This is a genomic window from Brevibacillus sp. TJ4 (genome assembly GCF_044627595.2).
GTDB lineage: Bacteria > Bacillota > Bacilli > Brevibacillales > Brevibacillaceae > Brevibacillus.
In genome coordinates, this window is the sequence record NZ_CP185865.1 from 3,884,100 (window position 1) to 3,896,534 (window position 12,435).

Sequence of the window (12,435 nt, forward strand, 5' to 3'; positions counted from 1 at the left end):
GATTCTTTTTCCCCACTACCCGAAATTCCCGCATGTCCTTCACCCCTCTTGCAATTTTTGCGCAGCCAGTTTGACTGCATCCACGATCTGGACGTATCCGGTGCATCGGCATATATTTCCGGAGAGCGCCAAGCGGATTTCTTCCTCGGTCGGATTCGGGTTTTCCTCCAGCAAAGACTTCGTCGTCATCAGCATGCCAGGCGTGCAATACCCGCACTGCAAGCCGTGACACTCCCGAAACGCCTCCTGAATCGGCGAAAGGGCAACCTTCACTTCTCCTTCAAAAGATTGCGACGCCAAACCTTCCACCGTTTCCAGCCGATGTCCGTCTGCCTGGACCGCCAGCATAATGCACGACCGCACTACCTCGCCGTCCATGAGAATCGTGCACGTGCCGCAAACCCCGTGTTCACACCCGATATGCGTGCCGGTCAGGTCAAGCTCGTCACGCAAAAAATCAACCAATGTCATGCGGGAGCTTACCGTTCTTTCATGTTGGCGGCCATTGATCTCGACTTTGATCGTATGTGTGCTCATTTTCCGCCCTCCTTGTCTGTGCTCGCTTCCAAAAACGCTTCGATCAGAACCTGCTTGGTCAGTCCGATTGCAACACTGCGCCGATATTGCGCGGAAACAGCAGGATCATCGTCAGGCTCGAGAAGATCGCCAATCGCTTCGGCAGCTTCCATCAACAGATCGATTGTCGCTTCCTTGCCTTTCAGGAAGTCCTCTGTCTCCACCAGGCGCTGGGGCGCTCCGCCTACACCGCCTACACCAAGGCGCACATCTGCGATCACGCCATCGTGCAAATCGATTTGCCCGGCTGCGGAAACCAAAGCGAAATCGCCGTCCCTGCGAGCCATCTCCTGGAAGGAAGTCCCCCGCTTGCTCCCCGGCTGACAGGTGATGTCCGGAAATACCAGGGCAGTCGCCACTTCATCTGCTTGCAAGTCGTTCATCATGTAGCCGAAGAAGAAATCGGCCAGCGCTACCGTGCGGACGCCGTCTGTGCCATGCAATTCGAGACTGGCGTCGAGGATCAGCGACACCAGCGGGATTTCCGCAGAAGGATCGGCGTGGACCACGCTTCCGACCAATGTCCCGCGTGAACGAATCGGCCGATGCCCGACCAGCGGGATCGCCTTCGCCAACAACGGCAGATATTCTTGTACGACAGGGGAAGTCTCTGCCTGATGATGGCGCACTGTGGCACCGAATCGCAGTTCATTTCCGACCCGTTCAATCCGGTTCAGCTCCGGAATCTTGTTAATGTCAACCAACAAGGAGGGACGCGCCAACCTCATATTCAAGATCGGCAGAAGACTTTGACCGCCTGCGATGATTTTTGCTGTCCCCCCTGCCTGCGAAAGAGCAGCAACCGCTTCTTCCACACTATTGACAGCAATGTAATCAAAGTTAACCGGTTTCATTGGATATCCCCTCCTGCGCTACTTGTTCTCAAAATAGGAAACGGGCTCAAGCACGTGGGAGACCATCTTGGTGGTCAAAGGACCGGCACTCTCACTCTGCTTTTTTACGCGAATCCAGTCGGGATCGGCCGCGAATGCTGCCCAAGCCGCTTGTTTCTGTTCCTCACTGTCAAAACGGCAAAGGTACACCAGGATCGAAGGATCGTCCTTTCTTGTCCAAAACCCCAGTACCGAAATGCCGTGGCGCAAAAACAGGTCCATGGTTTCATCGCGGAAACGAGCATGAAGCGCTTCTGTTTTTCCTTCCGCCGCGTGATATTCGCGAAGCTCATAAATCATCGTTTCTCCTCCTCCTTGCTGGATGTGTGCCACATTCGCTCCCCGGTCTGTCTCCTTTTGTTATGAAAACGCTGTCATAACAAACAAGGGAAAAGTTCGAGAGGCGAGAGACATCCGTGTGGTTTGATGCTTTTTTTCAAGTCATCTCCAGAAAGATTCACCTTGCTGTCCGTAAAACGCCACCCTGCTTTTCTAGCTGTATCGAGGACTCCGGCGGCAATCTCCTCCTTTTCATCAAAGGCATCCCTGTTTCCGTGTCCATGAGCGACAATCGTCAGATTTAAAAATTTTTTTCATATTCTGGCAACAAAAGAGTAACATTTATAAAAATATATTTCAATATTTATTTTATTAGATATTTTCGATCAATTTTTAACTTTTGATTTCATAGGGTTCTATGTTAAATTTTAGGTATGGTTCGGGAATACTCTTGAAAAAAATTTTCGAATTAAATTTTTACATAGGTGGTTATGGCATGACTCAAGGACGGAAACCTGGAGTAATCGCACGCTTGAACAAAACCTTCCCAACCCTGAATGGAGCTTTGCGGGAAGTCGGAGCTTCCATCTTGAACGACCCCGACAAAGTCGTTCGGATGAATGTGACGTCTTTGGCCGAATTGTCGAATACGAGTGAATCCGCCGTTGTGCGTCTGGCAAAAAAACTTGGGTACACAGGCTTTCGTGACATGCAGATCAATCTTGCGTATGACTTGGGCGATCAGACTCGCAAGGACAATCAGGAGATCGAGCTGACCGATAGCGTCCCGGTGATCGCTGAAAAATCTTTTCATGCCAATGTCCTCGGCCTCTCGCAAACAAGAGAGATACTCGATGCTGAAGCATTGACACAGGCAGCACAGTTTATTCATCGGGCCCGAGCCGTACACATTTTTGCACAAGGGATCAACTATTCGACTGCCATCGACTTGTCTTACAATCTCGTAAAGCTGGGCATACTGTGCCAGGTGTATAACGACTCCTATATGCAGGGGGTAGCCTCGTCCATTTCCGATAAAAGCGATGTGGCGATCGGCATTTCGCATACGGGAGCGAACCGCGATGTCATCGAGGCGCTGTCGATTTCCAGGCAAAACGGCACGATGACGATCGGCATTACCGCGAAGGAGTTTTCCCCCATTACCAAAATGTCCGAAATCTCTTTGTGTACGTCCCCCAATGAAATGCTGGTGCTCGGCGAGCCCTTTTCTTCCCGAATGAACATGATGTATCTGGTCGACATCCTGTTTCTCAGAATCGCTTCCCTGTCCAATAAAAACGGGATGAACAGTTTGCAAAAGGTGAAGGACGCCCTGGAAGCAAAACGCTATCCCGGTTGAGCGACAGCAGATGATGCGTCGACTCCCGTCGGATAAAATCCCAAGCCATAAAAAATAAAAACAACAAAAAAGCGAGTCGTGGCAGTGTTTCAACGACTCGTTTTTTCGTTGTTTTGGCTACAGAACGCGGCAGCAACCGGTGTCTCCGGTCACTTCCGCCTGTGATGACCGGCAATTCCTTCTGATCGGCAGTTGATTGCTGTTTAACCATTTCCATGAATTGATCCCACCCGTACCTTCAAAGATGTCCCGCTGCCTCCATTGACATGACAGATGATTTCCGACAGGATGCTGATGGCGATTTCTTCGGGAGTTTCCGCCTTGATGTCCAAACCGATCGGCGAGTAAACAGACAGGTCTTCCGGAACCGCATCTACTTCCAGCAATTGTGCCGTTCTTTTTTTCGGTCCGAGTACACCGAGATAGGACAAGGACTGGGAGAGCATATGCTGCAAGAAAAGCTGATCCTGCTGAAAATGGTGCGTCATAATGACAGCGTAGTCCGTTTCCCGAACCACCAGATTTGACGGCACAGTGCCAATGGGCGATACGAGAATCTCGTCCGCTTCCGGAAATCTCTCCTGATTGGCGTATCCCGGCCGATGGTCCACGATCGTGACCAGCCACTGAAGCAGTTTCGCTCCGCGAACGAGCGGAACCACATCTGGCCCTGCCCCGAAAATCACAATGCGTGGAAGCGGTTTCAACTTTTCTACGTACAGTTCCAGCCTGGCACCGTTGTGCACGACAGAAGACAAGCCCGGTTCAGCAGGAATCGGCAAATCGCTCGTCGTTTGCCCGACTACTACCTTGCTGCCAACCGCATACTGCTGTGGCTGATCCGAAGCAACGATCGTGGCCGCGGGGAGATGATGCTCCATGATCTCCAGGATTTGCTTTGCCTCTGCCCTTTGGCGAAGCGGATCAAACGGCTCAATCCAGATCTTCAATGACCCGTTGCAGCCCACGCCGAGTCCCCACAGCAAATCTCCCGAGCCATAAAAATCGTATTCCTTCATTTGCGGAATCCCGGTTTCGATCACGCGCTTCGCATGTTCATAAATATCGCCTTCGACACATCCACCGCTCAATGTTCCGATGATGGTTCCATCCGGCAATATCACACTTTTCGCTCCTGTTCCCCGATACGTCGAGCCCTGTTTGTCAATAATCGTTGCAATCGCCGCACAGGCACCCTTTTCCCAGCAGCTCTGCAAGGTCTGTAAAATATCGAGCATATCGCAAAACTCCCCCACAATTTAAAATAGTTAGAACATTTACAATAAATTTATACCCTAATTGTATTTCGTTCAACCTCTTTCCTTTGTCCCGGTGTGCCAATTGCCCCTTGATCGTCTCGCCAAAGCCCGCAAACAATACGAAAAAACCAGCTGCCGACATGTCATCGGCAACTGGCTGCTTTCCGTATTCTTACTCAACGATATTGGCGTTTTTCAGGTCGATGTTGCCCAAACCGTCGACAACAACACCGGTAACTTTTTCGTTTTGCACCCACGAGTTGGTGTAGAAATAGATCGGCATGATCGGCATTTCATCCATCAGGATTTGCTCAGCCTGTGCAAGAATTTGCTTGCGTTTTTCCGGATCTCTCTCCAACGCGGACTGGTTCAGCAGTTCTTGGTACTGCGGATTTTCCCAGTTCGTATCGTTGTTTCCGCCTTTTTTATCCTTGTACAGCTCCAGGAAGTTGATCGGGTCGTTGAAGTCACCCAACCAGCCCATACGGCCGATTTGGTAGCTGCCTTGATGCAGGTCTTCGATGAACACTTTCCATTCCTTGTTTTCCAGTGTTACATCTACGCCGAGGTTTTGCTTCCATTGGTCCTGGATCGCTTCGGCAATCTTTTTGTGCGTCTCGGACGTGTTGTAGGAGAGCGTAACTGGCGGCAGGGAAGTCAGTCCCTCTTCCTTCATGCCCTCTTCCAACAGCTTTTTGGCTGTTTCCACATCGTTGTCTTTGAAGTAGCCATCCTTGTTCAGCACCATGGAAGGCGGTACAGCGCCCATCGCTGGGATTTGACCCGCTTGCAGGATGTTGTCGATCAGGCTTTGACGGTCAATCGCATACGCAAATGCTTTGCGGATTTTCGCGTTGTTGAACGGAGCTTGCTCGGTGTTGAATTTATACCAGTACGTACCTGCGATCGGCATCGTGTGCATTCTGCCGGAATCCGCCAGCGCCGGGATCGCGTCTGTCGGCAATTGGCTCATCGGCGCACCCGCCCAGTCCAGATCGCCGTTCTCAAACATCGACAGCTCGGTGTTTTCGTCCTCGATCATGGTGAATTCAATCTTGGTCAGATTCACGCTGTCTTTATCCCAATATTGATCGTTCTTCTCCATCACGATCTTGTTTTTGTGCTTCCATTCCGTCATCTTGAACGGGCCGTTTCCTACGTGGGTAGCCGCTTCCGCAGCCCAGTTTTCATTGGCTTCCACTACCTTTTGATTGACCGGGTAATAGGTGTAGAAAGCCGTCAACTCCGTAAAGAACGGCGTCGGGTTTTCCAGTGTAACCTGGAGCGTCTTGTCATCCAGCGCTTTTACGCCTACGTCGTCACGAGTGGCTTGTCCTTTGTTGTAGGCTTCGCCGTTTTTGATGTAGTAAAGCTGATACGCGTAGTTTGCAGCCGTAGCAGGGTCCAGCACGCGTTTCCAGGCGTACTCGAAATCGCCGGCGGTAACGGGATCGCCGTTGCTCCATTTGGCATCGCGCAGTTTGAATGTATATACGGTACCGTCCTCAGACACTTCAATGCTTTCTGCTGCAGCTTCGTGCACCTGGCCGTCTTCCCCGGTACGGGTCAAACCTTCAAATGTGGCACGAATGATGGTACCGGAAGTGGAATCCTCAGAAAGACCGGGATCCGCAGTCGGCGGTTCGGAGTGAAGGTTGAGTCTCAGCTCTTTTGGACCTTCAACAGGCGATTCTGCATTGCTGCCAGACTGTCCGGCTTGCTCCGCGCTGCCGCAGCCTGCAAGTGCAGCGCCGAGGACGAGGAGTGAACTCATGGCAATAAAAATGTTCTTTTTCATAAAAACCATATCCCCCTTGTCTAAATCTTTTCTCAATATACAACTTTTTATATTTACTTTGAACATATTTTAGTGTTATTTAATAAAATTTTATTTATTTATTAAAAAGAATTAAATTTAGATGAAAGTATATCCAGAAACGAAAAGCAGGAGCTGCTTCCGGCTGGTTGCAGCTCCTGCTTAGTATGCTCACTGTTGTCTTTTTTCTTTCCACAATTGTTAGTGAACGGCTGATTTTTCCTCTTCCGCATCAGATTTTGCTGTCGTCTCCGGTGGCCCCTGAAGCTTTTCCTGGATAAAACGCTGCACTTGCTGTACGTTCGGGATCAACACCGAGCCGGCACGATTGGATTCTTCAAACATACCCATTGGGGGGATCTGGTAATTGCCCGGATTTTCCGTATTTACTTGCATTCCCAGCGATGCCAGCTTCAACATGTCCAGCGAAGAAATGTTCGTCTGGATGTAAGGGGTGATCTCCTTCAAAATGTTCGGCAACTGGATCAACGTAGTGCCCTGTTTCATCTGGTCTGCCACCGCCGCCATCAGTTTGCGCTGGCGCTCGGTACGGGTGTAGTCCGAGGTGGCGTCGTAGCGAAAACGCACATACTGCAATGCCTTGTCCCCGTCCAGTGTCTGTACGCCTTTTTTCAAATCAATATCGTACTGTCCCTTGTCTGTAGGGTCGCGGTAATACATGTTTTTCTCGACTTCCAGCTCCACGCCGCCGAGTGCGTCGATCAGCGCCTTGAATCCATCAAAGTCCGTGATGACATAGCGGTCGATCGGAAGGGAGGTGAACTCGCTGACCGTTTGCATCGCCAGCTCCGGTCCTCCGTTTACAATCGCCGCGTTGATGCGCGAAGAGCCGTGCTTCGGAATGTCCACATACGTATCGCGCAAAATGGAAAACAGATCGTAGCGCTTCTTGACCGGGTCGATACTGACGACCAGCATCGAATCAGATCGCGGCAGTTCGTTCTGGCGCATTCCCCTGCGGTCTACCCCGAGCAAGAGAATATTGACGCGCTCCTTTCCGTCCCATTGCGGAATTTCCTGTGTTTTGGACGGTTCCGGTTTTGGCACCGTCGGCTTTGCTTCCGATACGAGGTTGGGCTGTTGAATGCCCTGTGTAAATTGATAAAAAGCATATCCGTAGTAACCTGCTGCCCCGAAAACCGCCACCAGCAGCAGAAACATCACTCGTTTCCAAATTCGCATGACGAATAACTCCCTTTATTCTCTTTCACTGCAGTTTCTGATACTCCCCCACTTTGTTTAGTATACTCGAATTGACTCGCTGCGGCTCAGCCTTTATTTGGCTGGATTGACATGTCTGTGACGCAGCCGCAGAAATCCGCCAGACGAAGCACTGGGGCTGAAAATACCGGCGAACTGTCATCGCATCTCGCTGCGAAACTTCGCAATCGAGAAGAATCGGCAGGTCCATCCTTGTGCTAGAATGCAGCCATGAGCACCTACCTGACTGATGATTGGAGGAATATGTCATGGCTGATGGCAACAGCATTTCGCCCGGCAACCGGATCATCCCGCACCTGTGGTTTGACAAGGAAGCAAAAGAAGCCGCAGCATTTTACTGCTCCGTTTTCCCGGATTCTCAGGTGAACAGTACGGCTACAATAAGCGACACACCTTCTGGCGACAGCCAACTGGTCACGTTCACCCTCTGGGGACATTCTTTTATGGCGATTTCGGCAGGCCCCTTTTTCACAATCAACCCATCCATCTCGTTCATGGTCATTTTCGATTCTTCCCGAGAAAAAAGCGCAGAGACGCTGATCGACGAGGTGTGGAGCAGGCTGTCCGAAGGCGGCACTCCGCAGATGCCCCTGGACGAGTACCCTTTCAGTAAACGGTATGGCTGGATTCAGGACAAGTACGGCGTCAACTGGCAGCTCATGCTCGCAGATCCGGAGGATGAACCGCGGCCGACGATTCTTCCCTGCCTGACATTCACTGGCGAACAGTGCGGGAAAACAGAAGAGGCCCGTGCGTTCTATCTGTCCGTATTCCGCAATGCCAAACCGGGCAGCTTGTTCCGCTACGGTCCCGGGCATGAGCCGAACGGTCCGGAGACGGTGATGTATTCTGATTATATGCTGGAAAACACCTGGTTTGTCGCCGCGGACAGCGTGTTGGATCAACCGTATCCGTTTAACGAGGCGATCTCCCTGTACGTCCGATGCGAGACACAGGAGGAAATCGACTACTACTGGAACAAACTTTCCGCCGTTCCCGAAGCCGAACAGTGCGGCTGGCTCAAGGACAAATACGGCATCTCGTGGCAAATCTCTCCTGCCGTGCTCGACGACATGATGACCACAGGTACACCGGAACAACGGGCTCGCATCACACTGGCGTTTTTGGAGATGAAGAAGTTTGACCTGGCAGAGCTGCACCGGGCTTTTGACGGAAAGTAAAGCGTCAGGCAGGGAAAACCCGCCCCGAAAACCACTTCGGAGGCGGGTTCTTTTTCATGTCTCGGCCGTCACACAAAAAAAAGACGCCCGTATTCGAGCGTCTTCGTCTGTTTCCTTATTCGCTGTACTTGTCGTACGCACTGGTCAGCAGATTGGCAATGGTTTGCAGATCGTTGTTTTCAATCTGGTGGCGTTCGATCATGGTCATAATTTTGCCGTCCTTCATAATCGCAAAAGACGGGGAAGACGGTGCATAGCCTTCAAAGTATTCACGTGCTTTCGCAGTCGCTTCCTTGTCTTGTCCCGCAAATACGGTGTACAGATGATCCGGTTTTTTCGGGTGGTTCAGGGAGTGAACGACAGCCGGGCGAGCCAGTCCTGCGGCACAGCCACAGACGGAGTTGACGACGACCAGCGCCAGACCCTTGGCATTAGGAAGGGTTTGCTCTACTTCTTCCGGGGTGCGCAGTTCCTGAAATCCGTTGCGTGTCAATTCGTCACGCATCGGCTGGATTACTTGGCTCATATATGCTTCATACGACATCATGGGCAATCTCTCCTTTAGAAAAAATAGCGATTAAGCCATTACCACCATTATACCCCGTTCCTCTGCTGAGGAGAATCGGGAAGTGTGCAGGCTTACACTTCCATCAAAATGGTCAGGATCATCGGATTGCGGCCGGTCTTTTCATAGATGAACGGCTTGATCACTTCGTTGATCTGCGCCTTCAGCTCTGACCATTCCTTGATCTTCTTGTCCAGCGCTTCCTGCAATCGCTGGCGAACGAGCGCAGTCGCTTCCTGGATCAGCGACTCCGAACCGCGTACGTAGACGAAACCGCGGCTGACGATGTCCGGTCCAGTCAGGATTTTGAAGTTTTTCATGTCCAGGCTGACGACGACGACCATCAGTCCGTCTTCCGCCAGATGCTTGCGGTCGCGCAGGACGATATTGCCGACATCGCCCACTCCGCTGCCATCGATCAGGACGATACCTGCCGGCACTTTGCTCAGCCACGCCTTTTCCCGGTTGCAGTTGAGCACGTCACCGTTGTCCATCAAGAAGATGTTGCTCTCCTCGATGCCCACTTGCTGCGCCAGCTTGGAGTGGGTCTTGAGCATCCGGTACTCCCCGTGGATCGGAATGAAATAGCGCGGACGGATAAAGTTGAGCATCAGCTTCAACTCTTCGCTGCTGCCGTGTCCCGAAGCGTGAATGTCGAACACGTGGCTGAGGACGACATTTGCCCCTGCCCGGTACAGCTTGTCAATCGTGCGGCTTACGTTGACCGCATTGCCCGGAATCGGCGATGCGGAGATAATCACCGTGTCCTCCGGATAGATCGAAACGGTGCGGTGCGATCCGGAAGCGATCCGGGTCAGTGCTGCCATCGGCTCCCCTTGGCTGCCCGTGCAAATGATCAGCACCTGGTTGTCCGCGTAGTTGTCGATGTGTTTAATATCAATCAGCATGCCCTCTGGCATCTGGATGTAGCCGAGCTCTTGCCCGATGAGAAATACCTTTTCCATGCTGCGTCCGATCACCGCTACTTTGCGGTTGCACTCCTGGGCGGCGTCTACCACCTGCTGGAGGCGATGCACATTGGAAGCAAAGGTAGCGAGGATGATTCTGCCCCGTGCCTTGCGCACTACATCGAGAATCCCTTCGCCGACGGTTCTCTCCGACATCGTGAAGCCGGGGCGTTCACTGTTGGTGCTGTCCGACAAGAGAGCAAGCACGTCGCCGCTCGCCCCGATTTTGGCGATTTTCCCGAATTCCGTAGTCTGGCCGACAGGCGTCATATCAAATTTGAAGTCACCGGTATGAATTACGATGCCTTCTGGTGTGTGCAGGGCAATTCCGAACGAATCCGGAATGCTGTGATTGGTGCGGAAAAAGGTAGCCTTCAAGCGGTCGAAAGGAATCTCCGTGTCCTCGGAGATGGGGATCAACTCGACATCGTTTTGCATCCGATGCTCTTCCAGCTTGGTCTTGACCAATCCGAGGGTCAGCCGTCCGCCGTAAATCGGCGCCTTGATCTGTTTCATCACATAAGGAATCGCGCCGATGTGATCCTCATGGCCGTGCGTCAACAACAGCGCCTTGATTTTATGCTGATTGGAGATCAGATAGGAGACGTCTGGGATCACGAGATCAATCCCGAACATCTCGTTCTCCGGAAATTTTACCCCACAATCAATGATGATGATCTCATCCTCGTACTCGACACAGTACATGTTTTTTCCGATCTCGCCGAGTCCGCCCATCGCGAAAATCTTAACGTCGCTCAAACTTGTTCCTCCTAACGTCATCGTGCATGATTTTGGAAACCCGAACCAAGCATGCCATTTCTATTGTAACACATTGTAAGCAATTCGTTTCATCTAGTGTTGACAGATTCTGGTCCAAACAATGCCGACTCATACAAAACGCCCACTTGCTAAACTGGTGCTCGCAAGTGGGCGTTGCACAATCTTTCTTTAGTCGGCCAATATTTTCATTTCCTTGAGCATCAAATCCATGTCCATATCGGCTGCCATGCCGTACGCTTGGCGCATATTGCCGTCTTTGTCGACGAGAAACATGCGCGCGGTATGGGTGATCGAATAGCCGCTCGGAGAGTTGTCATCCGGCAGCTTCATCACAGCCATCCCAAAATCCTGGGTGACAGCTTCGATCGCCGCTTCATCTCCGCGCAGGAACTTCCATCCGCTCTGATCGGCGCGAAATGTCTCCGCATACTCCTGCAATACTTCTGCGGTGTCGTACTCAGGGTCAAAGGTGATCGTCAAAAATTCCACCTTGTCCCCAAACAGATTTTCTTCCTTCAGTTTATCCTGCAGCAGTGTCATGTTATAGGTGGTCGCCGGGCAAATGTCCGGGCAGTTGGTGAAGATAAACTCGACCAGGCGGACTTTCCCCGTGCTTTCCGAGAAGGTGTACGTCGTGCCATCGATATTTTCCAGCGTAAAGTCACTCATCGCCTTCAAGACGGGAATCTGCTGCTTTTGCATGTACGGATAGCCCAAAACTCCGATAATGGCCAGAATCAGCACCCCAGCCAAGACAGGAAACCAGATTTTTTGACCCGGTTTTTCCTGTTGCATCTGTTCTCCACTCACCGCTATTTCCTCCCCCTGTATCTATATCTATGTCTCTATTCTACTTCTTTTTCACCGGGCCAGGCGAGCATGCCGCCTACCATGTTGGCAGCGTCGAATCCCTGGCTGCTCAAAAACTGGGTCGCCGTATGGCTGCGCGCGCCACTGCGGCAGACGAAGACGACGGGCAGCGATTTGTCCAGTTCATGCATGCGATGCGGCAAAAAGCTGAGCGGAATCAGCTTGGCCTGCTTGATGTGTCCGGCGTTCCATTCGTCTACCTCGCGCACGTCAATCACTTGCACCGGTTCGTTCGCTTCCAGCTTTTCCAGCAGTTGTTCCGGCGTTATTTCTTTTACTTGATCGTCCATTGGTTATTCCCCCTGAAATGGTATTTCCATCGATGTATGTAAAGAGCGATTGGTTTTTTTCCACTACTCATCATATCACAAGCCCTTTTGATTTTCTAATCGCTGACTGCATTGCCAATCCCTCAAAAACCAACCTGAAAACTTACGTATTGTTGTTGACATCCAGTCATTATTTTCTTACAATTGTGACAACAATTAGAGCAAGACCCAGCTTTCATCAAGAGCGGTGGAGGGACAGGCCCGATGAAACCCGGCAACCAGCATGGAGCATGCAAGGTGCCAATTCCTGCAGAATCGAATCACGGATTCTGAGAGATGAATGTGCGCACGGGATGACCGGAGCCTTCTTCTACTCA

The 12,435-nt window shown here is 51.5% G+C and carries 12 protein-coding genes and 1 riboswitch; of the genes, 2 read left to right on the plus strand and 10 right to left on the minus strand.

Going from position 1 to position 12,435, the window contains the following annotated elements:
• Positions 1-39: 39 nt before the first annotated feature.
• Genes ACAF76_RS19120 through ACAF76_RS19130 form a run of 3 tightly spaced genes read right to left on the minus strand, consistent with a single transcriptional unit; the run spans position 40 to position 1,769 of the window.
• Positions 40-537 carry a (2Fe-2S)-binding protein gene (locus ACAF76_RS19120; RefSeq protein WP_421617231.1) on the minus strand — a complete coding sequence of 166 codons (498 nt, stop codon included), beginning with the start codon at positions 535-537 and terminating at the stop codon, positions 40-42.
• Complete coding sequence (locus ACAF76_RS19125; protein ID WP_421617232.1) at positions 534-1,430, minus strand: FAD binding domain-containing protein; 897 nt, start codon at positions 1,428-1,430, stop codon at positions 534-536. The genes ACAF76_RS19120 and ACAF76_RS19125 overlap by 4 nt, the downstream gene beginning before the upstream one ends.
• A gap of 18 nt (positions 1,431-1,448) precedes the next feature.
• Positions 1,449-1,769 (minus strand): NIPSNAP family protein, encoded by a 321-nt coding sequence (locus tag ACAF76_RS19130; RefSeq protein ID WP_421617233.1) that lies wholly within the window; start codon positions 1,767-1,769, stop codon positions 1,449-1,451.
• A gap of 475 nt (positions 1,770-2,244) precedes the next feature.
• Here ACAF76_RS19130 and ACAF76_RS19135 point away from each other — a divergent pair, with 475 nt between their 5' ends.
• Positions 2,245-3,108, plus strand: a complete 864-nt coding sequence (locus ACAF76_RS19135; protein WP_421617234.1) for a MurR/RpiR family transcriptional regulator — start codon at positions 2,245-2,247, stop codon at positions 3,106-3,108.
• Positions 3,109-3,311: 203 nt separating this feature from the next.
• Here the strand turns inward: ACAF76_RS19135 and ACAF76_RS19140 are convergent, their stop codons facing one another.
• The 3 genes from ACAF76_RS19140 to ACAF76_RS19150 all read right to left on the minus strand — a co-directional run bounded on the left by ACAF76_RS19140 (position 3,312) and on the right by ACAF76_RS19150 (position 7,386).
• A complete protein-coding gene (locus ACAF76_RS19140; RefSeq protein WP_421617235.1) occupies positions 3,312-4,346 on the minus strand; it encodes an XdhC family protein in 1,035 nt (344 codons plus the stop codon).
• Positions 4,347-4,539: 193 nt separating this feature from the next.
• A complete protein-coding gene (locus tag ACAF76_RS19145; RefSeq protein ID WP_421617236.1) occupies positions 4,540-6,165 on the minus strand; it encodes a peptide ABC transporter substrate-binding protein in 1,626 nt (541 codons plus the stop codon).
• A 219-nt stretch (positions 6,166-6,384) separates the two neighbouring features.
• A complete protein-coding gene (locus tag ACAF76_RS19150) occupies positions 6,385-7,386 on the minus strand; it encodes an LCP family protein (RefSeq protein WP_421617237.1) in 1,002 nt (333 codons plus the stop codon).
• A gap of 287 nt (positions 7,387-7,673) precedes the next feature.
• Between ACAF76_RS19150 and ACAF76_RS19155 the strand changes: the two genes are divergently transcribed.
• Complete coding sequence (locus ACAF76_RS19155) at positions 7,674-8,606, plus strand: VOC family protein (protein ID WP_421617238.1); 933 nt, start codon at positions 7,674-7,676, stop codon at positions 8,604-8,606.
• 115 nt (positions 8,607-8,721) lie between these two features.
• Here the strand turns inward: ACAF76_RS19155 and ACAF76_RS19160 are convergent, their stop codons facing one another.
• The 4 genes from ACAF76_RS19160 to ACAF76_RS19175 all read right to left on the minus strand — a co-directional run bounded on the left by ACAF76_RS19160 (position 8,722) and on the right by ACAF76_RS19175 (position 12,079).
• Complete coding sequence (locus ACAF76_RS19160; protein ID WP_421617239.1) at positions 8,722-9,153, minus strand: BrxA/BrxB family bacilliredoxin; 432 nt, start codon at positions 9,151-9,153, stop codon at positions 8,722-8,724.
• Positions 9,154-9,245: 92 nt separating this feature from the next.
• A complete protein-coding gene (gene rnjA / locus ACAF76_RS19165) occupies positions 9,246-10,919 on the minus strand; it encodes a ribonuclease J1 (RefSeq protein WP_421617240.1) in 1,674 nt (557 codons plus the stop codon).
• A gap of 168 nt (positions 10,920-11,087) precedes the next feature.
• A complete protein-coding gene (locus ACAF76_RS19170) occupies positions 11,088-11,729 on the minus strand; it encodes an SCO family protein (protein ID WP_421617241.1) in 642 nt (213 codons plus the stop codon).
• 35 nt (positions 11,730-11,764) lie between these two features.
• Positions 11,765-12,079 (minus strand): rhodanese-like domain-containing protein, encoded by a 315-nt coding sequence (locus ACAF76_RS19175; RefSeq protein WP_421617242.1) that lies wholly within the window; start codon positions 12,077-12,079, stop codon positions 11,765-11,767.
• A 211-nt stretch (positions 12,080-12,290) separates the two neighbouring features.
• Positions 12,291-12,401: riboswitch (SAM riboswitch) on the plus strand.
• Positions 12,402-12,435: the final 34 nt, after the last annotated feature.

Bases quoted from the DNA above. Each gene is read 5' to 3' on its own strand.
- ACAF76_RS19120 (WP_421617231.1), bottom strand. From the start codon at position 537: ATGAGCACACATACGATCAAAGTCGAGATCAATGGCCGCCAACATGAA.
- ACAF76_RS19125 (WP_421617232.1), bottom strand. From the start codon at position 1,430: ATGAAACCGGTTAACTTTGATTACATTGCTGTCAATAGTGTGGAAGAA.
- ACAF76_RS19130 (WP_421617233.1), bottom strand. From the start codon at position 1,769: ATGATTTATGAGCTTCGCGAATATCACGCGGCGGAAGGAAAAACAGAA.
- ACAF76_RS19135 (WP_421617234.1), top strand. From the start codon at position 2,245: ATGACTCAAGGACGGAAACCTGGAGTAATCGCACGCTTGAACAAAACC.
- ACAF76_RS19140 (WP_421617235.1), bottom strand. From the start codon at position 4,346: ATGCTCGATATTTTACAGACCTTGCAGAGCTGCTGGGAAAAGGGTGCC.
- ACAF76_RS19145 (WP_421617236.1), bottom strand. From the start codon at position 6,165: ATGAAAAAGAACATTTTTATTGCCATGAGTTCACTCCTCGTCCTCGGC.
- ACAF76_RS19150 (WP_421617237.1), bottom strand. From the start codon at position 7,386: ATGCGAATTTGGAAACGAGTGATGTTTCTGCTGCTGGTGGCGGTTTTC.
- ACAF76_RS19155 (WP_421617238.1), top strand. From the start codon at position 7,674: ATGGCTGATGGCAACAGCATTTCGCCCGGCAACCGGATCATCCCGCAC.
- ACAF76_RS19160 (WP_421617239.1), bottom strand. From the start codon at position 9,153: ATGATGTCGTATGAAGCATATATGAGCCAAGTAATCCAGCCGATGCGT.
- rnjA (WP_421617240.1), bottom strand. From the start codon at position 10,919: ATGACGTTAGGAGGAACAAGTTTGAGCGACGTTAAGATTTTCGCGATG.
- ACAF76_RS19175 (WP_421617242.1), bottom strand. From the start codon at position 12,079: ATGGACGATCAAGTAAAAGAAATAACGCCGGAACAACTGCTGGAAAAG.